Below are 26047 nucleotides of genomic sequence, written 5' to 3'. Positions count from 1 at the left end.
GGCGGGCGCTCCTGTTCTAGATGATGTGCAGCGGCAGGGTTTCGATCGAGTGACGGGCATAACCGCCGGGGTTCCAGGTTGGCTCCGCAGGCTGCGTTTCGCCCCGTGCGTTATGGGCCCGCACCAGCAAATGAATGACCCCGCGCTGACGCGGCCGCCAATCGGTGCGCCATTCGCGGAACGAGTAGTTGCCCAGGTCCTCGCCGAGTTGCGTGGGTTGCCAGTTGCGCCCGCCGTCGTCGGAGATCTCCACGCTGCGGATGCCGCTACCACCGTCGAAGGCGATCCCGCGCAGGGCCTGGTTCTGTCCCAGCGGCAGGGTCTGCCCCTCGCGCAGGCTGGTCACGAAGGAGCGCACCGGAAGGCGACCGATGGGGCGGCTGGCGCCCAGCGCACTGCCGGCGGGCAGGCACTGGCAATCGTTGTCGGGGACGCGGTAGGCCTTCTGCATGAAGAAGCCGTCGAACTCATGGTCGATGACCTCGATCTCGCTCAGGTGCTTGATCCAATAGGTGCCGAAGTAGCCCGGCAACACCAGGCGCAACGGGTAGCCATTGAGGAAGGGCAGGTCCTCGCCGTTCATGCTCCAGGCGATCAGCGGCTCGGCACTGAGGGCGTGCTCGACATCGATGGCCTTGGTCATGCTCGGCGTGGCCGGCAACACCGGTTGGTCGAGGCCCCGGAAGGTGACCTGGCGGGCGCTATCCAGCACGCCGGCGTGGTTCAGCAAGGTGCGTAGCGGCAGGCCGACCCAGCGGGCATTGCCCATCGATCCATGGCCCAGCTGCGCGCCGAAGACACGTGGCTCGAAATAGCCCCGGCTATTGCCGGAACACTGGTTCACCGCGATCACCTCCACGGGCTCGCCCAGGGCCTTCAGCGCCGCCAGGTCGAGGTCCAGCGCCTGGCGCACCTGGCCATGTACGCGCAGGCGATAGGTGGCCGGGTCGATGCGGGTGGGCAGGTTGGCCAGGTGATAGCGCACGAAGAACGCATCGTTAGGCGTCAGCAGGCTCTCGTTGAACACCTCGAAGGGCGTTTCCAGGTGCGGGGGGCGCGTGGTGATCAGCATCAGCGGGCGCTTCTGCGGGTAGCTGACCAGATCCCGGTCGCCATTGGCGAAGGGCTGGCGGGCGACGTTCGCGGCCAGTGCCTGAAGCGGCTGGGTGGCCAGACCCGCGCCTGCGAGCAGGGCAACCTGGAGGAAATGGCGGCGATCGAGGCCGCCGCGCTGCTGGGAATCGCTCATGCGGTCGGCTCCTTCACGCCAGGATCAGTCGGATCGGCACGCACATGCCGTTGTAATGCGGCCAATGCGTACATCCCAGGAGAAGCGACGCGCTGGCCAGAGCGGTGCCCAGGAACAGGCCGGGCAAGAGTTTCCGGGCCAGTGGCCGGGTAGCGTTCATGACAGGGAGGGTGTGCATCCTTTGTTCCTCTGGTGAGGTCACGAGGTGCACGGTAAGAGCCGGGTATTAATTTGTTAAACGAATAGTTCCTGTATTAAATACCTGGAAAACAGGTAGATACTCCCATGGCCCTCAGCTTTCGCCAGCTCCAGATCTTCTGCGCGGTGGCCCGTACCGGCAGCACCACGGCGGCGGCGGAATCCATTTCGCTGTCGCAATCGGCCACCAGCGCGGCCCTTAACGAACTGGAATCCCAACTGTCCACGCGCCTGTTCGACCGTGTCGGCAAGCGCCTGCAATTGAGCGAGGTCGGGCGCCGTTTCCTGCCCCAGGCGCAACGCCTGCTGGACGGCATGGCGCAACTGGAACAGCAATTCATGGCCTCGGACTCGCCCCAGGCGAGCCTGACGGTGACGGCCAGCAGCACCATTGGCAACTACGTGCTGCCGCGCCTGCTGGCGTCCTTCGAGCAGGTGCAGCCGGGCGTCAGGGTGAACGCGAACATCGGCAATACCGGCTCAGCGGTGGGCGAGGTAGCGGCCTTCGCCGCGGACATCGGCCTGATCGAAGGCCCCTGCCACGAACCGGGGCTGCTGGTGGAGCCCTGGCTCGAAGACAGCCTGATCGTGGTGGCGGCGCCGGACCATCCGCTGGCCGCGCTGCCGCAGGTCTCCCGCGAGGCGCTGCGGCGCGCCCGCTGGTTGTTGCGCGAACCGGGCTCGGGTACACGCGAGCAGGTCGGTCATGCGCTGTTGCGCCATCTGCATTATCTGGAAGATAGCCGGGACCTGGGCAGCTCCGAGGCGATCAAGCACAGCGTCGCCGCCGGGCTGGGAATCAGTTGCCTGTCGCGCTGGGTAGTCGAGGAACAACTGGCCTGCGGGGCGCTGGTGGAACTGCGCAGCAGCCTGCCACCCTTGCGGCGGCGCTTCTACATGCTGCGCCAGCGCGACAAGTTCCTCTCTCCGGGCCTGGAGTGTTTCTGGCAGCACTGCCGCGCGGGTGTCTAGCGAAAACGTGAGGGCAAAAAAAATCCCCTGGGACGCCCGACGCGTGACAGGGGACAAAGCGAGCCGGGATTGGGCTCTCAGTGTGTTCAAAGCCCGGGCCGGCAAGGCGCGCGAGTTCTGCATGGATTTCAGTCTGCCTGTCGGGTTGCCGGTTCGATTAGCCGAAAACGACCTGCGCGTGCCCGTTGAGGACATTCCATCGGCCGAGTGCTTGCCGCCCCTCGCCGGGCTTACCAGAATCGGGGAAAACCCAAGCCGCTCCAGGAGAACTGCCATGATGCACGCCGACCTGATCGACCAGGACGATTTCCGTGAACGCCTGCAGGCACTGGGCTTCGCCGTGCCGCCGGATGTCACCGCCGAGCAGGCCTGCGAATACGCCGTGCGCGCCCTGACCCCGGAACGCTCCATGGCCCTGCGCCGCCTGGTGGAGGAACTGCTGGTCGGCAACGCCACCCTGCTGCCCGCCGTGCGCGAGGCGATCTCCCGTCAGTTGTTGCCGGCGCTGGTGCCCAGGCCCTGAGGATTGGGCGCACGGAAGGCTGCTTCTGTGCGCCAATTCCTTAAGCGTAGGAAATGGCTTACATCCACTATCGATGACCGGAAAAGGGACCGGAAAAGGGGACAGATTTATTTTCTACTCTAAAACGGGCTGGTGAGTCAGGATTAGAGTACAGAAAATAAATCTGTCCCCTTTTTTTCACAGTTAAATATTTTCACCATGGAGAGATGAGGGTGTCAGTTGATATAACTGTGGAGGAAATCCACTCGATAGTCTCTCGGCTGTATGAAAAGGCAATATCTCAGATCAACCTGAGACCAGAGCAAGCCTTTGCATATGTCCAAGATGAAACGGATTCTCTATGCTCATCTGGTGATATAGGGGCTTTTGCGGTATTGCAAACTGCAATATTTATGGAAGGGATGAGGTACGGGTTGGAACTCTCTAGGGAAAGTCCGTACGCAGAAGATATGCTAGAGGGGTTGGCTAGTGCTTATGATAAATGCAGTGTCGGTGATTTAGCAGCGGTTGGACTTGAGGGAGAGCAACTGGCCGATATGATTGATTCTATGAGGCAGGTTCGAGAAAAATATCTTTTTTCTAAGTAGTTTATCCCAACCAAGTGTCCAAACCAATTTCCCGGTCGCGCTGCAAAAGCGAAAAAGAAGCGAAAAAGAGGAGAACGAAAAGAGAACGAAAAGGGGACAGATTTATTTTGCTACTCTAAAACGGTCTGGCGGGTCAGGATTAGAGTAAAGAAAATAGATCTGTCCCCTTTTTCTGCTAATGCCTCAACATCCTGCGCAACGCAGCTAGACGCAATCGAGGCCGGCTCGAAGGCGCTGGACCGCTTGGTGGGATCGCCTGCCTTGCTGCCTGAAAAAATGGAGTGCTACGGTGAGTCTTACCATCTTGGATTTTGCAAAGTCGTTTGTTGCGGGAAGGTTGACCGCCGATGTTTTTTCTGAAGCGTATATTGAGCTTTGGAAGATCGAGCGTGATAGAGATATTCTTCAACTAGATGGCCCTTCATTGAGCGAGTGCCTGTCCAGTATATTTTGTGCTGCCGACATGTACGAGCCAGACGAATCAAGAGAGGAATACGAGCTTGATGGTGAGATGCTCAAGTCAGAGGTTTCGGCTTTATTACAGAGACTAAACTCTGATTAGATTCCTGAAAAGGTAATCCCTGGGAAATTTGCAGGCCAAGGAAATGGCGGTACTAGAGGTGACGTCTTCTTCAGTGCGAAAAGGGGACAGATATATTTTTCTACTCTAAATCTGGTTGGTGGGTCAGGATTAGAGTAAAGAAAATAAATCTGTCCCCTTTTTTCCCAATGGCGGCTCAATACGCTGAAGGCTTGGGCGTTAAATTGAAAGTGACGGTAATCGAATGATGAATAATGTAGTAAAAATGCAGTGGGCTGGCGTGGTTCTGAATAAAGAGCTCCTTTGCATTAAGACCTACTCTGGATATAGAAGTTGTCGGGCCGACCATAGAGGAGCTATGCATCTACTGACTCCAGATGCGTCTGATGAAGTCATTGGTGAGGCACTGTTGGATGCGTTGTCAAAAAGCCGTTTTGTGCTGCCGGAGCCAAGAAATGATGTTTGGATTCATCCAGAGGCGACGTTTGATAGTGAGTTGTATGATTTCGATGCGGCTGCGCAGCGCTATAAGGATTGGATTTCTCAGTTGATGAGTCAGTATGGCTATAAAACGAAGGGGGCGCTATTTAAAGATATGAAGAATTGTAGTGTCGAGAATAGAGAGGGTCAGATAACTATTCGTCCTAGTCGTCATGAAAAACTCGAAGGATGGGGTGATACAGGAAAAGGGGGAAGTGATCATGTGGTTATTTCCACAAATAGCACTCCCGCTGAAGTCGGATTTGCCCTTCGCTTAGCCTTTAGTCGTTGCATTTAAAAGTTCCCGGTGTTTGTCTGGGAAGAAAAAGGGGAAGAAAAAGGGGGCAAATTTATTTTTCTACTCTAAAACGATCTGGTGGGTCAGGATTAGAGTAAAGAAAATAAATCTGTCCCTCCTTTTTCCCCCTTTTTCTATGCCCCATCCAAGCGTCCCAATCAATTTCTCTGCCGGAGGTGGGGAAGTGTCCACGGGCGAGCCGCTGAAACGCCCCTCCCCACCGTCCACCTGCCAGCTAACTCCCGCTACTCACCCTGCCATTTCCTGAACAGAACGCTAGCGTTTACACCGCCGAAACCAAACCCATTCGACAGCGCGTATTCGGTCGCCAGCGCTGTGCTGGTGCGGGCGATGTTCAAGCCCTCGGAGGAGGGATCGGCGTTCTCCAGATTCAGTGTCGGTGGTGCTACCTGGTCCCGCAGTGCCAGCACCGTGAAGATGGCCTCGATCCCTCCCGCCGCGCCGAGCAGGTGGCCCGTCGAGGATTTGGTGGCGCTGATGACGGGCGACGTCTCTCCGAAGACGGCCTTGATCGCCGCCAGTTCGGCGTTATCGCCAACGGGCGTCGACGTGGCATGTGCGTTCAGGTGGCCGACCTGGTCCGGTGCGACGCCGCCTTGCTGCAATGCCTGGCGCATGGCCCGTTGGGCGCCGTCTCCATCTTCCGGCCCCGAGGTGATGTGGTAGGCGTCGGCGCTGGTTCCATAGCCGATCAGTTCTGCGATGGGCTTGGCTCCGCGTGCCAGGGCGTGCTCGAGTTCTTCGATCACCAGAAGGCCCGCGCCCTCGCTCATGACGAAGCCGTCCCGCGCGCTATCGAAGGGGCGAGAGGCTTTTTCGGGGGCATCATTGAAAGCGCTCGCCAAGGTTCGCGCGGCGGCAAAACCCGCGAGGCTGACTCTGTGAATGGCGGCTTCTGCGCCCCCGCACAGCGCGATGTCCACTTCTCCGGACCTGATCATGCGAGCCGCGTCACCAATGGCCTGTACGCCGGCGGCACAGGCCGTGACCGGCGCCCCGAGGGGACCTTTCAGGTGGTGGCGGATGGAGACCTGGCCGGCGGCGAGGTTGCAGAGGAAGGACGGTATGGTGAAGGGCGAGAGACGGCGTGGGCCCTTGCTGTCGGTGGTACGCACCGCGTCCGCAATGGCCGGGAAGCCACCGATGCCCGAGGCGATGATCGTGGCAGTGCGCTCCTGCTCGATGGCGGAGGTCGGCGCCCATTGGGCTTGTATCAGGGCGTCTTCCGCTGCGGCCAAGGCGAACAGGATGAAGCGATCGACCTTGCGCTGCTCCTTCTGGGATAGAACGCTGTCAGGGTCAAACCCGCCCAGAGGATCAGTCTCCAGCCCGGGTACCTGACCGCCGATGCGCACGGCCAGATCGCCAATCAGCTCCTCTGGCAGCGCACGAATGCCCGAGGCACCCGCCAGCAGCCGCTGCCATACGAGCTCAACACCCCGACCGAGCGGTGTAACCGCCCCCATTCCGGTAACGACGACACGCTTTCTCATGAAGGCTTCGCTCCTTTGCGGTTAAATACCTGGGTAAAGGAAGTTACTATCATAATGAAAGTCACATCCGGAGCGGATTTTTTCCGGACAACCATGAGCGATGCCTATGCAGCGTAAGACCCTCTCTGACTCCCTATGCCCGATCGCCCTCAGCCTGGAGCAGGTTGGCGAATGGTGGAGCCTGCTGATCATGCGCGACGCGCTGCAGGGGGTATCCCGGTTCGACGAGTTCTCCAAAAGCCTGAACATCGCTCCCAACATGCTGACCCGCAGGCTCAACGCACTCGTGGAGGCAGGACTGCTGGAGCGCCGCGCCTACTGCGTCAAACCGCTTCGACACGAGTACATCCCGACCGGGAAAGGGAGGGATCTGCAGGTCGTGCTTTATGCATTGATCGCCTGGGGCAATCAGCACTTCGTCGCGGATGAGGTCGCCGTACAGGTTGTGGACAGGACTTCAGGAAGGCCGCTGCGTCCCATGATGGTCGATGAGGTGGACGGCAGGGTGGTGCCTTGGGATGAATGCGACCTGGCACCTGGACCTGGCGCCAGTCAGGGGATTGTCGAGAGACTGCAGCTCATGAAGGCGTCTCTGAAGTAGTGGACCGATGGCAAACGCATCGTCTCGGAAACGGCCTACCGGGTACCCATCCTGGCTGTTTCCACCCCCGCTCATCACGTCTTTCTGCGCCAATCGCGGGTGACCTAGACTGCCCTCTTCAACCGAAGGAGAGCCGTCATGACCCAAGCCACCCCCTTCCTCATGTTCCAGGGCGGTGCCGCGCAGCCGGCGCTGGATTTGTACCTCGCCACCTTCCCCGATTCCCGCGTGCTGCACGTGGAGCGTTACGCCGCCGGTGATCCGGGGCCGGAGGGGACGATCAAGGTGGCGCGCTTCGTGGTCTGCGGGCAGGAATTCATGTGTTCGGACAGCCCGGTGAAGCATGACTTCGATTTCACGCCGTCCAGTTCGATCTTCGTGGAGTTCGATTCGCAGGATGTGCTGGATCGGATCTTTGACGTGCTGGCGGAAGGTGGGCGGGTCTATATGCCGTTGGAGGACTACGGCTTCAGTCGGCGCTTTGGCTGGGTGAGCGACAGGTTCGGGGTGTCGTGGCAGCTCAGTCTGCCGCTGGATGCCTGAGACGGGGTTCTCCTGCCGCGGTAAATCTTTCCCGCTCTCGGTTCGTTGCCTTGGATGATCCGGGAAACGCCCTACACTGCCCCGGCGTTGCGATCTTACAAACCCTCTGCGTAGCGTTCCTGGCACCACGTTTCGGCGTGGTCAGGTGTGGAAACCTGCATATACCGAGAAGCGCCATAGCAGAGATCGACCGGCCCATAGGGCAGGTCGCCTCTGGCTATCTATGGCGGACCGTGTGAGGCGGACTTAGGTCCGGCCGGTTCTCACGGTTGTTCTCGGTTGCCGGTTTTCCACCCTTGCACGGTCCGCCTCCCTTTCGGATGTTTCGGGCGGCGGCTTCCTGTCATGAGCAAGGAGCTACAGCATGCATACTTCGACGTACTTCCCGACCGGTGATGGCCTGAGACCTCACTACTTCCATCGTCACAGTCGACGCCTGCGCGGCCTGCTGCTCGATCAGCAGGCGTGGTTCGTCCTGCGCGATCTGGCGAAGCTCACGGCCAGCCACCTGGGCCCACGCGTGGCGCAGAAGCTGGACCCGGACCAGTCGCGCTGGGAGCGTCTGGCGGGCACGGAGGAGGATGAGCTGCTGGTGAGCGAGAGCGGTGTGTATGCGCTGCTGATGCTGCACTTCTACCACCCGGAGAACCGCAGCTTGCGGCAGTGGTTGAGCAACGAGGTGGTGCCGGTGTTGCGCGAGTTGGAGCAGCACAATGCGTTGTTGCCGCGCCATCAGTTCCGGCAGATGCATGGGCAGCAGGTGGCGGTGCTGGATTGGCAGGGGCGGCTGTGGATGCGGGTTGTCGATGCGGCGCGGTTGATGGAGCTGGAGAGGCGGTAGCCGCCTTTCGCAGGAGCGGGTTTATCCGCGATCAGCGGCCGGTGTGCGGCTGAGGTGATCTCGGACGGAGTCCGCTCCTACGAAGGGGTAATTCCGCGCCGGGCGGCCCTCTCCCCAGCCCTCTCCCTGAAGGGAGAGGGGGCGTTCGGCTCAGGGGGTTGGGCCTTGGGGGCAGCCGGCTGTCAGAGCACGCGCACGCTGGCGAAGGTGGATTCGCCCTGGGCCTGGCTGAGCGCCGAAATCGCCGAGGAGTTGGGCATGAGGGCCAGGTCCTGGGGGATGGGCATGACCATGACCGGTTGGCCGATGGGCTGGCCCTGGCGTTCGTCGCGCGGGGGAATGCCGAAGTATTCGCGATAGCACTTGGAGAAGTGCGGGGTGGAGACGAAGCCGCAGACCGAGGCGACTTCGATGATCGACATGGAAGTCTGCTTGAGCAGCTGGCGCGCGCGGATCAGGCGCAGCTTCAGGTAGTAGCGCGACGGCGAGCAGTGCAGGTACTTCTGGAACAGGCGCTCGAGCTGGCGGCGCGAGACGTTGACGTAGACGGCCAGTTCGTCGAGGTCGATGGGCTCTTCGAGGTTGGCTTCCATCAGCGCGACGATTTCCTGCAGCTTCGGCTGGTTGGTGCCGAGCATGTGCTTGAGCGGCACGCGCTGGTGGTCCTGTTCGTTGCGGATGCGTTCGTAGATGAACATCTCGGAGATGGCGGCGGAGAGTTCGCGGCCATGCTCGCGGCCAATCAGGTGCAGCACCATGTCCATCGGCGCGGTGCCGCCGGAGGAGGTGAAGCGGTTGCGGTCGATGGAGAACAGGCGGGTGCTCATGGCCACGCGGGGGAAGGCTTCCTGCATGGCGGCCAGGCATTCCCAGTGCACGCTGCAGTCGTAGCCGTCGAGCAGGCCGGCGCGGGCCAGGGCCCAGCTGCCGGTGCACACGGCGCCCAGCTTGCGGCCGTGGCGCGCCTGGGCCTGGAGGAAGGTGACATGTTCGCGGGTGACGCTGCGCTGGATGCCGACGCCGCCGACCACGATCAGGGTGTCCATCTGCGGGGCGCTGTCGCAGGAGGCGTCGGGGGTGATCTGCAAGCCATCGCTGGCCCAGACCTGGCGGCCGTCGAGGCTCAGGGTGTGCCAGCGGTAGAGTTCGCGACCGGAGAGCTGGTTGGCCATGCGTAGCGGTTCCACCGCCGAGGCCAGGGAGATCAGGGTGAAGTTGTCCAACAGCAGGAAGCCGATGGACTGCGGAGCTCGGTTTTGCGGGGGAACTCCGGGGTTGAACGCGTTCATTCAGTCACCTCACGCTAGTCACAGTCGCCTCTTGGGAGGCGTTTCTTATGCTTGTTTTCTGCTCGGGAAATCGGCCCTTCGGCGGTCCCGTGGCTGTTCCTCTGTGTATAGCAAGGCAAATGCCATGCCTACATTGATTGAGCGTTCAATAAAAAAAGAAAACGGCATGGATATGCCGTTTTTGACGGGTCGGATTGCGACGCGCTGCAGGTCGCAAATACGCATGGGGCGGGGGCTGGGGATTTCGGTAGCACTCGCCGGTCACGCTGCCGGCGGTGCGTTGCGCCAAACGGTAACGCTCGTGGGTGGGTCGGGACGAGCGTACCGGTGCGCCAGAATGTGGCGTTTTTACGACCGGGTGGTCGATTTTGGGGTCAGCACTCGATGCTGCTGACGGCCAGGCCGCCGCGGGAGGTTTCCTTGTACTTGTCGTGCATGTCCGCGCCGGTGTCGCGCATGGTGCGGATCACCTGGTCGAGGCTGATGAAGTGTTGGCCATCACCGCGCAGGGCCATTTGCGCGGCGTTGATGGCCTTCACTGCTGCGATGGCGTTGCGCTCGATGCAGGGCACCTGGACCAGGCCGCCGACCGGGTCGCAGGTCAGGCCGAGGTTGTGTTCCAGGCCGATCTCGGCGGCGTTCTCGACCTGCTCGGGGCTGGCGCCGAGGACTTCGGCGAGGCCCGCCGCGGCCATGGCGCAGGCCGAGCCCACTTCACCCTGGCAGCCGACCTCGGCGCCGGAGATGGAGGCGTTCTTCTTGCACAGGATGCCGACGGCGGCGGCGGCCAGGAAGTAGTCGGTGATGTCGTTTTCGCTGGCGTCGGGGTTGAAGCGCATATAGTAGTGCAGCACCGCCGGGATGATCCCCGCCGCGCCGTTGGTGGGCGCGGTGACCATGCGTCCGCCGGCGGCGTTTTCCTCGTTCACCGCCAGGGCGAAGAGGTTGACCCATTCCATGGCGCTCAAGGTCGAGCCGATGACGTTGGGCTTGCCGATTTCCAGCAGGTTGCGGTGCAGGCGCTTGGCGCGGCGCTGTACGTTGAGCCCGCCGGGGAGGATGCCTTCGTGGTTGAGGCCGTTGTGCACGCAGTCGCGCATGGCCTGCCAGATCACTTTCAGGCCTTCGCGGATGTCGGTTTCGCTGCGCCACATGCGCTCGTTGGCCATCATCAGCTCGGACACGCGCAGGTTGTGCCGGCGGCACAGGGTGAGCAGTTCGGCGGCGCTGGAGAAGTCGTAGGGCAGGACGGTGTTGTCGGTGTCGAGGCTGCCGGAGGCGGCCTGCTCTTCGTCGACGACGAAGCCGCCGCCGATGGAGTAATAGGTATCGCTGTGCAGCTCGCCGTCGTTGTCGAACGCGGTCAGGCGCATGGCGTTGGGGTGGTAGGGCAGGTTCTCGTCGAGCAGGCGCATGTCGCGCACCCAGTCGAAGGGCACGGCATGGGTGCCGGCCAGCAGCAGTTCGCCGCTCTCCCGAAGCGCGGCCATGCGCGGCTCGATCTGCTGTGGGTCGATGCGGTCGGGCCATTCGCCCATCAGGCCCATGATCGTCGCACGGTCGGTGCCGTGGCCGACGCCGGTGGCCGACAGCGAGCCGTACAGGCGGACTTCCACGCGGCGGGTGCGTTCGAGCAGCTGGTGTTCGCCCAGGGCGCCGACGAACAGCGCGGCGGCGCGCATGGGGCCGACGGTATGCGAGCTGGAAGGGCCGATACCGATCTTGAACAGGTCGAACACACTGATTGCCATGCCGAACTCCGAGCGGGCTGCGCATCCTGCGAGGGTGGGGGCGGGGGCACGTCCTTGTGCCCGCGTTGCGCCGCCATCATCGACCCAAGCGCTGGCGCAGCCCCTTCCGGCACCGACCCGGCCATATCCAAAAGCGCCGTGAGCGCTCCGCCGCAAGGCGCGGCGACGGTAACGCCGGCGCTGGTGTTCCGCCGACGACGAGGTCATGCCTGGACGCGACATCCTGGGGCCGGACGTCGATTGGTCGATAGGCGCGGGAATCCACCTTGCCCCATGATCCGATCCCGACGAACGGTATCGGACCGTGCGCGCCCCCTTCTCCGCAGTCAGAGGCTGGTCTCATGAAGAGTCTTGTGTCGTCGCTGTTGGCGTTATCCGTGGTACTGCCGGGCGTTGCCCGCTCTGCCGAGCCGGAATCCTGTGCCGTCGTGCGTTTCGCCGACGTGGGCTGGACCGATATCACCGTCACCACGGCGGTTACCCGCCTGGTGCTCGCCCACCAGGGCTACCGCACCCAGGTGGTGCGCCTGTCGGTGCCCGAGACCTACAAGGCGCTGGCGGAGAAGAAGATCGACGTGTTCCTCGGCAACTGGATGCCGAGCATGGCGGGCGACATCAAGCCTTACGCCGACAAGGGCACGGTGGAAACCGTGCGGGCCAACCTCGAAGGTGCCAAGTACACCCTGGCGGTGCCGCAGTACGCCTATGAGGCGGGGCTGAAGAGCTTCGCCGACATCGCGAAGTTCAAGGAGCAGCTGGGCGGGCGCATCTACGGCATCGAGCCGGGCAACGACGGCAACCAGCTGATCCAGAAGATGATCAACGAGAAGGCCTTCGGCCTGGGCGACTTCAAGCTGGTGGAGTCCAGCGAGGCGGACATGCTGGCCTACGTGAAGCGCGCCGGGGCGCTGAAACAGCCGATCGTGTTCCTCGGCTGGGAACCTCACCCGATGAATACGCGTCTTCAAATGAAGTACCTGGACGGCGGCGATGCCTACTTCGGACCGAATTATGGCGGCGCCACGGTCTTCACCAACGTCAGGGCAGGCTATCTTCAGGAGTGCCCGAATGTCGCGCGGCTGCTGAAGAACCTGAAATTCGACCTGGCGATGGAGAACCAGCTGATGGATGCGGTGCTCAACGAGCGGCGCAATCCGCGGCAGGCCGCCAAGAGCTGGCTGAAGGCCAATCCGCAGGTGCAGGACATGTGGCTGCAGGGTGTCGCACCGAGTGCTTCGGGCAGTACGGCAGAGGGTTCGAAGTCCCTCGCGAAGGACTGATCACGACCCTCGCAGGTCGCCTGGACCGGGCCTTTGAATTGGATGCGACATGCCTGGTGCTGAATGCGACTTCGCCTGCACTGGTTGCGACGCACCCGGTATGCGGCGAATTTTTCCTGTTCCATGATCGATTACGAAATGACAAGAAAAGGGCCTGAATCGCTGGCCCTACCAATAAAACAAGAGTCCGCCGCGCCCACTGCGGGAAGCGCCGGCGCCCCACCCCGCAGAGGAGTACGTCCATGAAAGGTTGCAAGTCTTTGCTGCTGGCTGTGTCCATTTGCGCGCCGCTGGCGGTTCAGGCCGCTGAACCTGAGTCGTGCGGCACGGTTCGCTTCTCCGACGTCGGCTGGACCGACATCACCGTGACCACGGCTACCACCCGCCAGGTGCTCGAATCGCTTGGCTACACCACCAAGGTGACCATGCTGTCCGTGCCGGTGACCTACAAGTCGCTGGCGAACAAGGACATGGACGTGTTCCTCGGCAACTGGATGCCGAGCATGGCCAACGACATCAAGCCCTACGCCGACAACGGCAGCGTGGAAACCGTGCGGGCCAACCTCGAGGGTGCCAAGTACACCCTGGCGGTCACCCAGGCGGCCTATGACGGCGGACTGAAGTCCTTCGCCGACATTTCCAAGTTCGCCGACAAGCTGGACAGCAAGATCTACGGTATCGAGCCGGGCAACGACGGCAACCGTCTGGTCCAGGGCATGCTGGACAAGAACCAGTTCAACCTGGGCAAATTCAAGCTGGTGGAGTCCAGCGAGGCCGGCATGCTCTCGCAGGTCGGACGCGCCGACCGTCGTAACCAGTGGATCGTGTTCCTGGGCTGGGAACCGCACCCGATGAACACCCGCTTCAAGATGAAGTACCTCGAAGGCGGCGATGACGTGTTCGGCCCCAACTACGGCGGCGCGACCATCTACACCAACGTCCGCAAGGGTTACGTCCAGGAGTGCCCGAACGTCGGCAAGCTGCTGACCAACCTGACCTTCACCCTGGAGATGGAAAACAAACTCATGGACGCCGTGCTCAACGGAGGCAAGAAGCCCGAAGAGGCGGCAAAAGCCTGGTTGAAGGACCATCCGGAACTGCTCGACGCCTGGCTCGCCGGCGTGACCACCCGTGACGGCAAACCGGCCTTGGCGGCAGCCAAGGTGGCATTCGCGAAGTAAGTGCCGAAGTAATTGCCGTTGGCCGATTCCTCAAGCTTCTGATGGGCCCGCATTATGTTTCTGACTGACCACAAGCTCCCGCTGGGCGAACACATCGCCGCCTTCGTCGATTGGCTCACCCAGCATGGCGCCGCGTTTTTCGACAAGATTTCCGACACCCTTGAGTTCCTGATTCACGCTGTCACCAACAGCCTGCTCTGGTTCAACCCGCTGGCCCTGATCGCGCTAATGGTCATCCTGGTGTTCTACATCCAGCGCAGCTGGGGGCTGGCGGCGTTCGCGCTGGCCTCGCTGCTGCTGATCCTCAATCTGGGGTACTGGCAGGAGACCATGGAGACCCTGGCGCAGGTGATCTTCGCCACGGTCGTGTGTATCGCCATCGGGGTGCCGCTGGGCATCCTGGCGGCGCACAAGCCCTGGTTCTACACCGCCCTGCGGCCCTTGCTGGACCTGATGCAGACGGTACCCACGTTCGTGTACCTGATCCCGACCCTGACCCTATTCGGCCTGGGTGTGGTGCCGGGCCTGATTTCCACGGTGATCTTCGCCATCGCTGCGCCCATCCGCCTGACCTGCCTGGGTATCCAGGACGTGCCGGCGGAACTGATGGACGCCGGCAAGGCCTTCGGTTGCTCGCGCTGGCAACTGCTGACCCGTATCGAACTGCCCCACGCCATGCCCAGCATCGGCGCAGGGATCACGCAATGCATCATGTTGTCGCTGTCGATGGTGGTTATCGCCGCGCTGGTGGGTGCCGACGGCCTGGGTAAACCCGTGGTCAACGCGCTCAACACGGCGGACATTTCCCTCGGCTTCGAGGCCGGTCTGGCCATCGTCCTGCTCGCCATCCTGCTCGACCGGGTGTGCAAGCAACGTTCGCTGCGGGGGAGGTAAGCACTATGTCGGCGATTCGATTCGAACATGTGGATGTGATTTTCGGCACCCACACCAAGGAAGCCATCAAGCTGCTCGACCAGGGCATGGGCCGCGAGGAAATCCTCAAGCGCACCGGCCAGGTACTGGGGGTGGAGGACGCCAACCTCGACGTCAACCGCGGCGAAATCTGCGTGATGATGGGCCTCTCCGGCTCAGGCAAGTCCAGCCTGCTGCGCTGCATCAACGGCCTCAACCGGGTCAGCCGCGGCAAGCTGCTGATCGAGCACGAAGGCCAGCAGGTGGATATTGCCAACTGCTCGCCGGCAACGCTGAAGACCATGCGCACCAAGCGCATCGCCATGGTGTTCCAGAAGTTCGCGCTGATGCCCTGGCTGACCGTGGCCGAGAACATCGGCTTCGGCCTGGAGATGCAGGGCCGCCCGGCCAACGAGCGGAAGAAGGTGATCGACGAGAAGCTGGAACTGGTCGGCCTGTCGCAATGGCGCGACAAGCGTCCGGACTCGCTCTCCGGCGGCATGCAGCAGCGCGTGGGCCTGGCCCGTGCGCTGGCGATGGATGGCGACATCCTGCTGATGGACGAACCCTTCTCCGCGCTGGACCCGCTGATCCGCCAGCAGCTGCAGGATGAACTGCTGGTGCTGCAACGCCAGCTGCACAAGACCATCGTCTTCGTCAGCCACGACCTGGACGAGGCGCTGAAGATCGGCACGCGTATCGCGATCATGAAGGACGGCCGCATCATCCAGCACGGCAAGCCCGAGGAAATCGTGCTCAGCCCGGCGGACGACTACGTGCGCACCTTCGTCGCTCACACCAACCCGCTCAACGTGCTGTGCGGCTCCAGCCTGATGCGTGGCCTGGACCAGTGCCGCCGCCAGGCCGACGAGGTGTGCTTCGATCAGGGCCGCGACTGCTGGATCGGCCTGACCGAGACCAACCAGGTCAAGGCCGCTCGCCAGGGCAGCAACATCATCGACCTGCAGCGCTGGCAGCCGGGCGATGCGGTGGAGAAGCTCAAGCACGAGCCCACCCTGGTGGACGTCAACATCCGCATGCGCGACGCACTGCAGATCCGCTACCAGACCGGCCACAAGCTGGTGCTGCAGGAACAGAACCGCGTAGTGGGCGTGCTCGGCGACAGCGAGCTGTACCACGCGCTGCTGGGCAAGAACCTGGGCTGACGGGGCTCGGGGCACTCGACGCCGGCTCGCCGCGAGGGGAGCCGGCGTTTTTATTGGTGGTGTGCGCTTGTGCCGGAGCCCAATGTCGCGGGCTTTTGTAGGAGCAACTGTCTTCTTCTGTGACTCGGTACCGGGGATTTCCCTCTCCCTAACCCTCTCCCTGAAGGGAGAGGGGACTGGTTCAGTGCCAGCTGAAACCGACGCGTCAGCCGGCAGGGATAGCTCCCTCTCCCTTTGGAGCGGGGCGCGCAGCCAGGGCTGGGCTGAGGGGAAACCCTCAGCGCCGATGTTTCCAGGAACCGCGAGCTGCCCTCGTGCGGCGAACGGCCGGCCTCAATGCTTGAGGTCGGCCAGCCCCTTGAGCAGCGCTTCGTGGAAGCGCTTCGGGTCCTGGATCTGCGGCGCATGGCCGAGGTCGTCGAACTCCACCAGCGTGGCGTTGGGGATCGCCTTGGCGGTCTGCTTGCCCAGCTCGGCGTAGTTGCCCAGCCTGGCTTTCAGCTCGGCCGGCGCGAGGTCCTTGCCGATGGCGGTGTTGTCCCGGGTGCCGATCAGCAGCAGGGTCGGCATCTTCAACTGGCCGAACTCGTAGACCACCGGCTGGGTGAAGATCATGTCGTAGAGCAGCGCCGAGTTCCACGCCACGCGTTCGTGCCCGGCGCCGTTGAACAGCCCGGCGAGCATGTTCACCCACTTGTCGTACTCCGGCTTCCACTGGCCGGCGTAGTAGGTCGCCTGCTCGTACTGGCGGATGCCCTCGGCGCTGGTCTTCAGCTCGCGCTCGTACCACTGGTCCGGGGTGCGGTAGGGCACGCCGAGGGCCTTCCAGTCTTCCAGGCCGATGGGGTTGACCATCGCCAGTTGCTCCACCTGCTGCGGGTACATCAGCGCGTAGCGGGTGGCGAGCATGCCGCCGGTGGAGTGGCCCAGCAGGGTGACCTTGCCGATCTTCAGGTGCTCCAGCAGGGCGTGGGTATTGGTCGCCAACTGCTGGAAGCTGTACTGGTAGCGCTCGGGCTTGGTGGATTTGCAGAAGCCGATCTGGTCCGGCGCCACCACCCGGTAGCCGGCGTCGCTCAGCGCGGCGATGGTGGATTCCCAGGTGCCGGCGCAGAAGTTCTTGCCGTGCAGCAGCACCACGGTGCGGCCGTTGGGCTGCTTCTTGGGCTTCACGTCGATGTAGGCCATGTGCATGTGATGGCCCTGGGAGGCAAAGCTGTAGTGACCGACCGGGAAGGCGTACTGGAAGCGCTCCAGCTCCGGGCCGTAGGTGGGCTTGGTTTCGGCGGCGTGCAACGGCAGGGTGGTGGCCAGTAGCAGGGCGGGTAGCCAGCGGCGCATCGGGAGCTCTCCGGGTGGTTTGGGCACGGATCAGACAGCGGGAAAGACAATAGGTTGGCAGATTTTGGAGCCGGACGCCGCATCGGCTGAGTTCGATGTGTTCTCGATATCCACGCCGCCAACCCTGGTGTAGGGCGTATGACGCTCCGCGTTATACGCCGTTTGGCCTTGGTATCCGACCACTCCGCGTTCGAACCCGAAGTGCGGTTCCAGGGCGCTTCGAGCATGACCGTGAAGTGGATGATGGCCCGGTGAAACGGCGTACAACCGCGAACGGTTGTACGCCCTACGCCAGCCGCTGCCTCAGGCCGCGCTCGCGCCGCCGGTGAGCCAGTCGATGAACAGCGAGAACAGCTCCGCCTGGGAGTTGATCTCAAGCTTTGTGTAGAGGTGCTTGCGGTGCATGCGCACCGTTTCCGGGGAGATGTCGAGCACCCGCGCGCTGGACTTCACCGAATGGCCGCGCAGCAGCAGGTGGGCGATTTCCCGTTCGCGCTCGGTCAGGAGGTCCGCGCCGAAGTTCATGAAGGCGGTGCGGATGTGCCGGTTCAGCGGTGCCTGCGCCGCTTGTGTACTGCCTGCACCGTGCCCGGCGAGCAGCAGGTCGAGGCCGCCGTTGCGCTCGAACTGGCGGATCAGCTCGCGCACCAGTGGCAGGGCGCCGGCCAGCAGGTCCAGTTGGGTTTCGGTGAAGCGCGCGCCGCTGTTGCCCTGGTACAGGCACAGGGAAACCTTGCGTGCCTCGCCCAGGTCGACGATGAAGTGGCAGTCCTCGGTGCAGCCGCAGCGCAGGTAGTAGGTCTTGTAGTACTCGCTGGCGAAGAAGTCGTCCGGGGCGATGTCCGCCAGTGGGTAGAAGCCTTCGGTGAGGCCGTCTTCCATGGCCAGGCAGAAGGGATCGAGCAGGTAGCCGCGCGCGTAGTAGCGATCGATCAGCGCCTCGTGGTGCGCCGGGGCGATGCCGCGCTGGTACAGCGGCTGCGGCGGCTGGCCGCGCTGCTCCAGGCCGAGCATCATCGACTCCACCGGCACCAGGCAGTCCAGCGCCTCGGCCAGTCGCTCGACGAAGGCCACGTCGCCCACGCTGCCCATGGCGCGCGCCAGCCCCGCATGCCAGGCATGCAGGGCCGGTGCATCGGACGATTCGCTCAGTGCCTGGGATTTGCTCATACCCGGCAGTCTAAAGGGCTGCCTGGATGTAGGCAAAATCATCAGTGCCCCGCGTAATCACCGCTGCGCTTGAGGTCTTCAGCCGCTTCGAGGATCGCTTCGCGCAGGGTGTCGACGATCTCGTCGACCTGCTCGCGGGTGATGGTCAGCGGTGGCGACATCACGTTCAGGTGCACGATCGGCCGTACCAGCAGGCCGCGGGCCTGGGCGCGCAGGTGGATCTTCTCGCCGATGTTCAGCTCCTCGGGGAACAGCGTCTTGCTGCGCTTGTCGGCGACGAACTCGACGCAGGCCATCAGCTTCTGGCAGCGCACGCTGCCCACCAGCGGCAGCCCGGCCAGTTCCTGCAGACGCTGCTCCAGGTAGGCGCCGACGTCCTTCACGTGCTCCAGCAGGTTCTCGCGCTCGATGATTTCGATGTTCTTCAGCGCCGACACGCAGCTCACCGGGTGTCCGCTGTAGGTGAAACCGTGGGCGAAGCAGCGGCCCTGGTCGGCCTCGGCGATCACCTTCCAGATGCGGTCGGAGAAGATACACGCGCCCAGCGGCAGGTAGCCGGAGGTCAGGCCCTTGGCGGTGGTGATGATGTCCGGCTGCATGCCGAACACGTCCTCGGAGGCGAAGAAGGCGCCGAGGCGGCCGAAGGAGGTCACCACTTCGTCGGCGACGTAGAGCACGTCGTACTGCTGGCACACCTCCCACATGCGCTTGTGGTAGCCCTTGGGCGGGATGATCACGCCACCCGAGCCCATGATTGGCTCGGCGAAGAAGGCCGCCACCTTGTCCGCGCCCAGTTCGAGGATCTTGTCTTCGAATTCCTTCACCAGGAATTCGAGGAAGTCGCCTTCGGTCATCCCTTCCGGCGCGCGGTAGGGGTTCGGGCAGGAAATGTGGTGGATGACGTCCTTGAGGAAGTCGAACTCGGCCGGGTGGTCGGCGACCTTGCCGCCCAGGGACATGGTGAGGAAGGTCGAGCCGTGGTAGGCGTTGACCCGGCTGATGATGTGCTTCTTCTCACGCTTGCCACGGCAGTTCTGGTAGTACTGGATCAGCCGGTAGGCGGTGTCCACGGCGGTGGAGCCGCCAGTGGTGAGGAACACATGGTCGAGGTCGCCCGGCGCCAGTTGAGCGAGCTTCTCGCAGAGCTGGATGGCGGTGACGTTGGCCATGTCGCAGAAGGGGTTGGAGTAGGCCAGCTGGCGCACCTGCTCGGCGATGGCGTCGGCCATTTCCGTGCGGCCCAGGCCGATGTTGGTGCACCACATGCCGCCCACGGCATCCAGGTAGCGATTGCCCTTGGTGTCGTAGATATAGGCGCCCGAGCCTGCGGCGATGTTCAGCGCACCGTTGACGCGGTGATCGTCGAACACGTGGTAGCCGTGCACGTAGTGGGCTTTGTCGGCGGCGACCAGCTGCTCGTCGTTGAACTGGGCGAAGAAGGCTGGGGTTGGGGGGGTCATCGTCTGTACCTCGAAATTACGGTTCGTCGTGCGAGTCCTTGCCCTCTCCCTGACCCTCTCCCTGAAGGGAGAGGGGACCGTTCGGAGTACTCGGTGACTACGAAGGTCATTGCGGGCCCGCTGCCAGCGGGGCATCAGGAAGATGACTTCCATGAACCCTGCTGCGGGCTGCCCCCTCTCCCTTCAGGGAGAGGGCTGGGGAGAGGGGGCTTTGGGACTGACTGATCAGGTTCCGGTTTTCACCGCAGCCCAGGTGCGGGTGATCAGGCGAGTGGCCTTGGGGTTCTGCACCTTCTGGGTGAACAGCCGGGCGCGGGTCTCGGCGTCGGGATAGATCGCCGGGTCGTTGCGCACTTCGGCGGTGAGCATCGGTTTGGCGGCGGCGTTGCTCGAGGCGTAGCGGATGTAGTCGCTGACGTCGGCGGCCACCTTGGGCTGGAGCATGTACTCGATGAACTTGTGGGCGTTGGCCACATGCGGCGCATCGGCCGGGATGTAGAAGTCATCGAACCAGATCAGCGAGCCTTCCTTGGGCACGAAGTAGCCCAGCTTCACCTTGGCGCCGGCCTCGTCGGCGCGAGCCTGGGCGGTGGCGTAGTCGCCGGACCAGGTCATGGCCATGCACTGGTCGCCGTTGGCCAGGCCGTTGAGGTAGCTGGTGGAGTCGAACTTGCGGATGTACGGACGGATCGATTGCAGCAGGTCCTGGGCGGCCTTCAGGTCTTCGGGCAGGGCGCTGTTGGGGTCGCGCTTGAGGTAGGCCAGGGCCAGCGGGATCACGTCGGTGGGCGAGTCGATGATGGTCACCCCGCAATCGGCGAATTTCGACACGATCTTCGGATCGAACAGCATCGCCAGCGAGCCGATGGGCGCGTCGGGCATGCGCTGCTTGATCTTGTCGATGTTGTAGGTGATGCCGTTGCTGCCCCAGGTATAGGGCGCCGAGTACTTCACGCCCGGATCGTAGTGATCCAGGTGCTTGAGTACTTCGGGATCGAGATTGTTCCAGCTCGGCAGCTTGGACTTGTCCAGCGGCTGGAACACGCCCGCTTTCAGCAGCGGCGGCACCAGGGCGGCGTTGAGTACCACCAGGTCGTAGCCGGAGCGGCCGGGCAGCAGCTTGCCCTGCACGGTTTCGTAGGAGTCGAAGGTGTCGTAGACCACCTTGATGCCGGTGGCCTTCTCGAAGTCGGCGATGGTGTGTTCGCCGATATAGTCGGACCAGTTGTACAGCCGCAGCGTATTGGCGCTACTGCTTTCTTCCCCGTGGCCCAGCGCCGGCAAGGTCGCCAGCGCCGCGCTCAATACTGCAGCGAGGGTTTTCTGCATGTCAGTCCACCTGTTGTTGTTGTGTTCGCTGATGGGGCCACTCTCGGCCACCCCCGGTTGGCGGACCATTCCCCGAACGGGTAGGTAGGGTCTGTTACTGTTTCAGCACCCGTGTCGAAACGACGGCAGCCCCAGGGCTGGCATCTTGTCGAACAATCGTTCAAATTCTCCCCATACCCCACTCGGAATCACAGGAATGAACCAGGAAGTCCGCTTTTCCCGACTGGAGCCCGAACAGCGCAAGGCGTTGCTGATCGAGGCGACGCTCGCCTGCCTGAAGCGCCACGGCTTCCAGGGCGCGTCGATCCGCAAGATATGCGCCGAGGCCGGGGTCTCGGTGGGGCTGATCAACCACCACTATTCGGGCAAGGACGAACTGGTGGCCGAGGCCTACCTGACCGTCACCGGGCGGGTGATGCAGCTGCTGCGTGAGGCTATTGCCGAGGCGGCGCCTGACGCGCGCGCGCGGCTGTCGGCGTTCTTCCGTGCTTCGTTCTCCGCCGAACTGCTCGATCCGCAGCTGCTGGATGCCTGGCTGGCGTTCTGGGGCGCGGTGAAGACCGCCGAGGAAATCAACAAGGCGCACGACCATTCCTACGGCGAGTACCGCTCGCTGCTGGCGCAGACGTTGAATGAGCTGGCGAAGGAGCAGGGCTGGTCCGACTTCGACGCCGACCTCGCCGCCATCGCCCTGAGCGCCCTGCTCGACGGCCTGTGGCTGGAGTCCGGGCTGAACCCCAACACCTTCACCCCGGAGCAGGGCGCGCAGATCTGCGAAGCCTGGGTGGATGGCCTGCAACACGGCGGCCGGCAGCGCTTCAGCCGTGCGGCGGCGGCCTGTTGATCGATTGTTCAGTGGCCGGTAACCTGCTGCCTCCGCAGGACCGGTCCTGCAGACCTCTCTAGACTAATAACAAGAATTGCCCCGCAAACAGCGGTGGCGTCAGCAGGGTATTGCGATGACTTCCCGTGTACTGATCGTCGACGACGATCCGGTGGTTCGCGAGCTCCTCCAGGCTTACCTCGGCGAGGAAGGCTACGACGTGCTCTGCGCGGGCACTGCCGAACAGGCCGAGGCGAACCTGGCCGAGGCCGAGCAGGCCGAACAGCCCATCGACCTGGTGATGCTCGACATCCGCCTGCCCGGCAAGGACGGCCTGACCCTGACCCGTGAGCTGCGCGTGCGCTCGGAGGTCGGCATCATCCTGATCACCGGTCGCAACGACGACATCGATCGTATCGTCGGCCTGGAATGCGGCGCCGACGACTACGTGATCAAACCGCTCAACCCGCGCGAACTGGTGTCGCGCGCGAAGAACCTGATTCGCCGTGTGCGCCACGCCCGCCAGGGCCCGGCTACCCAGCCGGCGCGGCAGAACCACAAGCGTTTCGCCCACTGGACGCTCGACCCCGACCGTCGTCGCCTGATCGATCGTGACGGCAGCGAAACCCCGCTGACCCACGGCGAGTTCCAGCTGCTCTGCGTGTTCCTGCGCAACACCGGCCACACCCTGAGCCGCGATCAGTTGATGGATCAGATCCGCAACCGCGAATGGCTGCCCAACGACCGCTCCATCGACGTGCTGGTCGGCCGCCTGCGCCGCAAGCTGCGCGACGACCCGGCCGAGCCCGAGCTGATCATCACCATCCACGGCGCCGGCTACCTGTTCACCGCCACGCCCGTCGACGCCTGAGCCATGCGCTGGCTGGTCCTGCTGTGCCTGGCCCTGCCGATGTTGGCAGCGGGCGGTATCGTGAGCGCCGCGCAGCCAGTCCGCTACTGCGACTACCCCGTCTACCCGCCCATCTCCTGGAGCGACGGCCATGAGGTGCGCGGCCTGGCGCCGCAAACCGTGCGCAGCGTGCTCGGCGAGCTGGGCTACGAGGTGCAGACCGTGGTGCTGGGCAACTGGAAGCGCTGCCTGCTGGACGCCGCCGAAGGCCGCGTCGATGTGGTGCTGGCCTACCAGACGCCGCAGCGCGACGGCGGCCTGGTGTTCTCCCGCGTGCCGGTGCTGCGCGAGGAAGTGGCGATCTTCTACAACCGTCGCAAGCCGGTGCGCTTCGACCAGCTGGGCGACCTCGCCCATTACCGGGGTGGGCTGCTGTTCGGCGAAAGCTACGGGCCGGCGTTCGACCGCCTCGTTGCCGAGCACGGCAACGTCGAATGGGTCTCCGACAGCCGACAGAACTTCGGCAAGCTGATCCGCCAGCGCATCGACTTCATTGCCCATGAGCGGCGTACCGGCACCCTGTTCGTCGAGCAGTTGGCCGGCGGCGAGGACATCACCGCGCTGCCTCGTCCGCTCACTGTGGATTACCTGCGCATCGCCGTGTCGCGCCATTCGCCGCTGGCCGCGCGGATGGACGAGATCGACGCGGCATTGAAGAAACGCGTGGACGACGGCAGCGTGGCGCGCTGGCTCGACGACAGCGAACGTGGCTACCGGGCCATGCTTGCCGGCGATGGGGTGCCGCGTTGAAGCTGCCCGGCGGCCTGGCGCGGCGCCTGCTGCTGCGGGTGTTGCTGTTCAGCCTGTGCTTCACCGTGCTGGCCAGCGCCGTGCAGTTGTACTTCGAATACCGCCGCGAGATGCGTGACATCGATGCGCGCCTGGAGCTGATCCGCGTCGGCTACCTGGCCAGTTTTGAACGCAGCCTGTGGGACCTCAACCAGGAGCAGCTCAACGTGCAGCTGCACGGCCTGGCGGACTTCCCCGACATCGCCAAGGTGCGCCTGCGCAGCGCCGACTTCAACCTGGCCCAGGACGCCGAGGTGAAGCACGGCCCGTTCCGCGTCGAGCACTATGCCCTGGCCTTCCAGCCGCCGGATGGCGAGCGCCGCGCCCTGGGCGAGCTGGAAATCAGCATCGACCTCGGCGCGGTCTACCGCCGCCTGTTGCACGGCGGCCTGACCAACCTGCTGTGGATGGGCGTGTTCCTCTGCGGCCTGGCAGTAGCGCTGAGCTGGCTGTTCCACAGCCTGGTCACCCGCCACCTGCGCGCCATGGCCGACTTCGTCCGGGGCCTTACCGGCGGCGACCTGCAGACCGAGCTGGCGCTGCACAAACGTCGCCATGAGGACGAGATCGACACCGTCGCCGATGCCCTCGACGACCTGCGCCGCGCCCTGCGCGCGGAGCTGCGGCGCCGCGAGGCCGACCGCGCCGCCCTGCAGAGCAAGCGCGACGAGCTGCAACGCCGGGTCGAGCGGCGCACCGCCAGCCTGCGCCGGGCCAAGGAGGACGCGGAGGAGGCCAACCGCGCCAAGAGCCGCTTCCTCGCCACCATGAGCCACGAAATCCGCACGCCGCTCAACGGTATCCTCGGCATGGCCGAACTGCTGCGCGCCGCGCCCCTGGGCGAGCAGGACCGGCGCCGGCTGCAGGCGCTGTCCACCGCCGGCGAGGGGCTGCTGGCGATCCTCAACGAGGTGCTGCACTTCGCCAAGCTGGAGGACGGCGCCAGCCAGCCGGAGCCGGTGGACTTCTCTCTGCGTCGCCTGCTGGACGACGTGGTGACCCTGCTGGAGCCGCGTGCCGAGGGCAACGGCATCTGCCTTCGCCTGCGCGTCGACCCTCAGGTGCAGGACGCCTGCCGGGGCGCCGAACAGTTCCTGCGCCAGGTGCTGAGCAACCTGCTGGCCAACGCGGTGAAGTTCACCGAGGACGGCGAAGTGCTGCTGGAGGTGACGCTGCTGGAACGCGGCGAGGCCGGGCAGCGCCTGCGTTTTGCGGTGATCGACGATGGCATCGGCATCTCCGCCGAGCAGCAGGAGAAAATCTTCCAGCGCTTCACCCAGGCCAACGACGAAGTGGCGCGGCGCTACGGCGGCACCGGGCTGGGGCTGGCGATCAGCAAGCGCCTGGTGGAGGCCATGGGCGGCGAGATCGGCGTGGAAAGCCTGGAGGGCGAGGGGAGCACCTTCTGGTTCGAGATCGTGCTGGCGCCGGGAGATATCCCGAGCGTTCTTCAGGTGGACGAGCCGAAGCTGGCGCTGGAGGTGCTGCTGGTGGAAGACGTCGCGCTCAACCGCGAGGTCGCCCAGGGGCTGCTGGAGCGCGACGGCCATCATGTCTATCTCGCCGACGACGCGGAGCCGGCGCTCGTGCTCACCGCCCAGCGAGCCTTCGACCTGATCCTGCTGGACATGCACCTGCCGGGCATGACCGGTCTCGACCTGTGCCGGGCGATCCGCAAGCAGCCCAACGGGCTCAACGCCACCACGCCGATCCACGCCTTCACCGCCAGCGTGCAGCCGGGGATGGTCCGCCGTTACTTCGAAGCGGGTATGCAGGGCGTACTGGGCAAGCCGCTGCGCCTGGATGACCTGCGCCGCGCGCTGTCCGGCGTGGCTGCGGCGCCGCTGCCTGCAGCTGTGGATAACGGCCCGTTGGACCGCCAGGTACTGGATACCCACCGCCGCCTGCTTGGCGAGCACAAGCTCAACGAGTTGCTCGCCAGCCTGTGGAAACTCCTCGACGAGCAGTGGCCGCTGCTGCTGGATGCGCTGCGCCAGGAGGATGCCGTGGAGGTGGCCAGCCTGGCGCACCGGCTGGCGGGGAGCTGCCGGTCGATGGGCTTGCGCGGGCTGGGGGATGGCCTGGGGGAATTGGAGCAGGTGGCGTTGGCGGGGGATTCGCTCGGTGACTGGGCTGAGCGGTTGGAGCGGGAGAGGGCTCTGGCGTTTGAGCTTTTGAAGGGTGCCCAGGCTTAATTTCTGCGTTGCCTGCTCTCCCTCACCCCAGCCCTCTGGGAGAGAGCTGGGGTGAGGGGAAAGCCCTTGTGCCGATATCGCCGGAGAACTCCACTCACCTGTAG

At 63.7% G+C, this 26047-nt stretch carries 24 protein-coding genes; 16 read left to right on the top strand and 8 right to left on the bottom strand.

Annotated features, from left to right (window positions below):
- Positions 1–16: 16 nt before the first annotated feature.
- Positions 17–1249: a molybdopterin-dependent oxidoreductase gene (locus tag O6P39_RS27055; RefSeq protein ID WP_275609405.1), complete on the bottom strand. Its 1233-nt coding sequence runs from the start codon at positions 1247–1249 to the stop codon at positions 17–19.
- Between the two features lie 285 nt (positions 1250–1534).
- Here O6P39_RS27055 and O6P39_RS27050 point away from each other — a divergent pair, with 285 nt between their 5' ends.
- The 5 genes from O6P39_RS27050 (at position 1535) to O6P39_RS27030 (ending at position 4848) form a co-directional block, all read left to right on the top strand.
- Positions 1535–2419, top strand: coding sequence for a LysR family transcriptional regulator (locus O6P39_RS27050; RefSeq protein WP_275609404.1), 885 nt, complete (start codon positions 1535–1537; stop codon positions 2417–2419).
- A 274-nt stretch (positions 2420–2693) separates the two neighbouring features.
- Positions 2694–2942, top strand: coding sequence for a hypothetical protein (locus O6P39_RS27045; protein ID WP_207884921.1), 249 nt, complete (start codon positions 2694–2696; stop codon positions 2940–2942).
- A gap of 212 nt (positions 2943–3154) precedes the next feature.
- Complete coding sequence (locus O6P39_RS27040; RefSeq protein ID WP_275609403.1) at positions 3155–3529, top strand: hypothetical protein; 375 nt, start codon at positions 3155–3157, stop codon at positions 3527–3529.
- Positions 3530–3818: 289 nt separating this feature from the next.
- On the top strand, positions 3819–4091 hold the full coding sequence (locus tag O6P39_RS27035; protein ID WP_275609402.1) for a colicin immunity domain-containing protein: 273 nt from the start codon (positions 3819–3821) through the stop codon (positions 4089–4091).
- Positions 4092–4314: 223 nt separating this feature from the next.
- Complete coding sequence (locus O6P39_RS27030; protein ID WP_345774667.1) at positions 4315–4848, top strand: contact-dependent growth inhibition system immunity protein; 534 nt, start codon at positions 4315–4317, stop codon at positions 4846–4848.
- A 245-nt stretch (positions 4849–5093) separates the two neighbouring features.
- Here O6P39_RS27030 and fabF read toward each other — a convergent pair whose 3' ends face one another.
- Positions 5094–6362 (bottom strand): beta-ketoacyl-ACP synthase II, encoded by a 1269-nt coding sequence (gene fabF, locus O6P39_RS27025; protein ID WP_275609401.1) that lies wholly within the window; start codon positions 6360–6362, stop codon positions 5094–5096.
- A 106-nt stretch (positions 6363–6468) separates the two neighbouring features.
- Between fabF and O6P39_RS27020 the strand changes: the two genes are divergently transcribed.
- The 3 genes from O6P39_RS27020 (at position 6469) to O6P39_RS27010 (ending at position 8347) form a co-directional block, all read left to right on the top strand.
- Positions 6469–6963, top strand: a complete 495-nt coding sequence (locus O6P39_RS27020) for a helix-turn-helix domain-containing protein (RefSeq protein WP_275609400.1) — start codon at positions 6469–6471, stop codon at positions 6961–6963.
- 138 nt (positions 6964–7101) lie between these two features.
- Positions 7102–7506, top strand: a complete 405-nt coding sequence (locus O6P39_RS27015) for a VOC family protein (protein ID WP_275609399.1) — start codon at positions 7102–7104, stop codon at positions 7504–7506.
- 364 nt (positions 7507–7870) lie between these two features.
- The gene (locus tag O6P39_RS27010) at positions 7871–8347 is read left to right on the top strand and encodes a Bro-N domain-containing protein (protein ID WP_275609398.1); all 477 of its coding nucleotides are present in this window, start codon (positions 7871–7873) and stop codon (positions 8345–8347) included.
- A 182-nt stretch (positions 8348–8529) separates the two neighbouring features.
- On the opposite strand, the gene O6P39_RS27005 is transcribed toward O6P39_RS27010, so the two are convergent.
- On the bottom strand, positions 8530–9636 hold the full coding sequence (locus O6P39_RS27005) for a GlxA family transcriptional regulator (protein WP_152227726.1): 1107 nt from the start codon (positions 9634–9636) through the stop codon (positions 8530–8532).
- A 374-nt stretch (positions 9637–10010) separates the two neighbouring features.
- Entirely contained in the window at positions 10011–11387 is a 1377-nt protein-coding gene (locus O6P39_RS27000; protein ID WP_275609397.1) for an L-serine ammonia-lyase, read from the bottom strand.
- Positions 11388–11728: 341 nt separating this feature from the next.
- Here O6P39_RS27000 and O6P39_RS26995 point away from each other — a divergent pair, with 341 nt between their 5' ends.
- The 4 genes from O6P39_RS26995 to choV all read left to right on the top strand — a co-directional run bounded on the left by O6P39_RS26995 (position 11729) and on the right by choV (position 15926).
- Positions 11729–12667, top strand: a complete 939-nt coding sequence (locus tag O6P39_RS26995) for a choline ABC transporter substrate-binding protein (RefSeq protein ID WP_275609396.1) — start codon at positions 11729–11731, stop codon at positions 12665–12667.
- A 242-nt stretch (positions 12668–12909) separates the two neighbouring features.
- Positions 12910–13848 carry a choline ABC transporter substrate-binding protein gene (locus O6P39_RS26990; RefSeq protein ID WP_275609395.1) on the top strand — a complete coding sequence of 313 codons (939 nt, stop codon included), beginning with the start codon at positions 12910–12912 and terminating at the stop codon, positions 13846–13848.
- Between the two features lie 54 nt (positions 13849–13902).
- Positions 13903–14742 carry a choline ABC transporter permease subunit gene (gene choW / locus O6P39_RS26985; RefSeq protein WP_275609394.1) on the top strand — a complete coding sequence of 280 codons (840 nt, stop codon included), beginning with the start codon at positions 13903–13905 and terminating at the stop codon, positions 14740–14742.
- Between the two features lie 5 nt (positions 14743–14747).
- Complete coding sequence (gene choV / locus O6P39_RS26980) at positions 14748–15926, top strand: choline ABC transporter ATP-binding protein (protein WP_275609393.1); 1179 nt, start codon at positions 14748–14750, stop codon at positions 15924–15926.
- A gap of 333 nt (positions 15927–16259) precedes the next feature.
- Here the strand turns inward: choV and O6P39_RS26975 are convergent, their stop codons facing one another.
- From O6P39_RS26975 to O6P39_RS26960, 4 genes are all read right to left on the bottom strand, one after another.
- The gene (locus O6P39_RS26975) at positions 16260–17267 is read right to left on the bottom strand and encodes an alpha/beta hydrolase (protein WP_275609392.1); all 1008 of its coding nucleotides are present in this window, start codon (positions 17265–17267) and stop codon (positions 16260–16262) included.
- A gap of 303 nt (positions 17268–17570) precedes the next feature.
- Positions 17571–18437 (bottom strand): LuxR family transcriptional regulator, encoded by an 867-nt coding sequence (locus O6P39_RS26970; RefSeq protein WP_275609391.1) that lies wholly within the window; start codon positions 18435–18437, stop codon positions 17571–17573.
- Between the two features lie 41 nt (positions 18438–18478).
- A complete protein-coding gene (locus O6P39_RS26965; protein WP_275609390.1) occupies positions 18479–19897 on the bottom strand; it encodes an aminotransferase in 1419 nt (472 codons plus the stop codon).
- A 225-nt stretch (positions 19898–20122) separates the two neighbouring features.
- Positions 20123–21226 carry a polyamine ABC transporter substrate-binding protein gene (locus O6P39_RS26960; RefSeq protein ID WP_275609389.1) on the bottom strand — a complete coding sequence of 368 codons (1104 nt, stop codon included), beginning with the start codon at positions 21224–21226 and terminating at the stop codon, positions 20123–20125.
- A 196-nt stretch (positions 21227–21422) separates the two neighbouring features.
- Here O6P39_RS26960 and O6P39_RS26955 point away from each other — a divergent pair, with 196 nt between their 5' ends.
- From O6P39_RS26955 to O6P39_RS26940, 4 genes are all read left to right on the top strand, one after another.
- Positions 21423–22070: a TetR family transcriptional regulator C-terminal domain-containing protein gene (locus tag O6P39_RS26955; RefSeq protein ID WP_275609388.1), complete on the top strand. Its 648-nt coding sequence runs from the start codon at positions 21423–21425 to the stop codon at positions 22068–22070.
- Between the two features lie 109 nt (positions 22071–22179).
- The gene (locus tag O6P39_RS26950) at positions 22180–22920 is read left to right on the top strand and encodes a response regulator (protein ID WP_275612042.1); all 741 of its coding nucleotides are present in this window, start codon (positions 22180–22182) and stop codon (positions 22918–22920) included.
- 3 nt (positions 22921–22923) lie between these two features.
- Entirely contained in the window at positions 22924–23709 is a 786-nt protein-coding gene (locus O6P39_RS26945) for a transporter substrate-binding domain-containing protein (RefSeq protein WP_275609387.1), read from the top strand.
- Positions 23706–25943: an ATP-binding protein gene (locus O6P39_RS26940; protein WP_275609386.1), complete on the top strand. Its 2238-nt coding sequence runs from the start codon at positions 23706–23708 to the stop codon at positions 25941–25943. Before O6P39_RS26945 ends, O6P39_RS26940 begins: the two co-directional genes overlap by 4 nt.
- Positions 25944–26047: the final 104 nt, after the last annotated feature.

This window comes from Pseudomonas sp. PSE14 (assembly GCF_029203285.1).
Lineage (GTDB): Bacteria > Pseudomonadota > Gammaproteobacteria > Pseudomonadales > Pseudomonadaceae > Pseudomonas.
The sequence above is the reverse complement of the archived record's forward strand: the minus strand, read 5'-3'. Positions and strand labels throughout refer to the sequence as shown.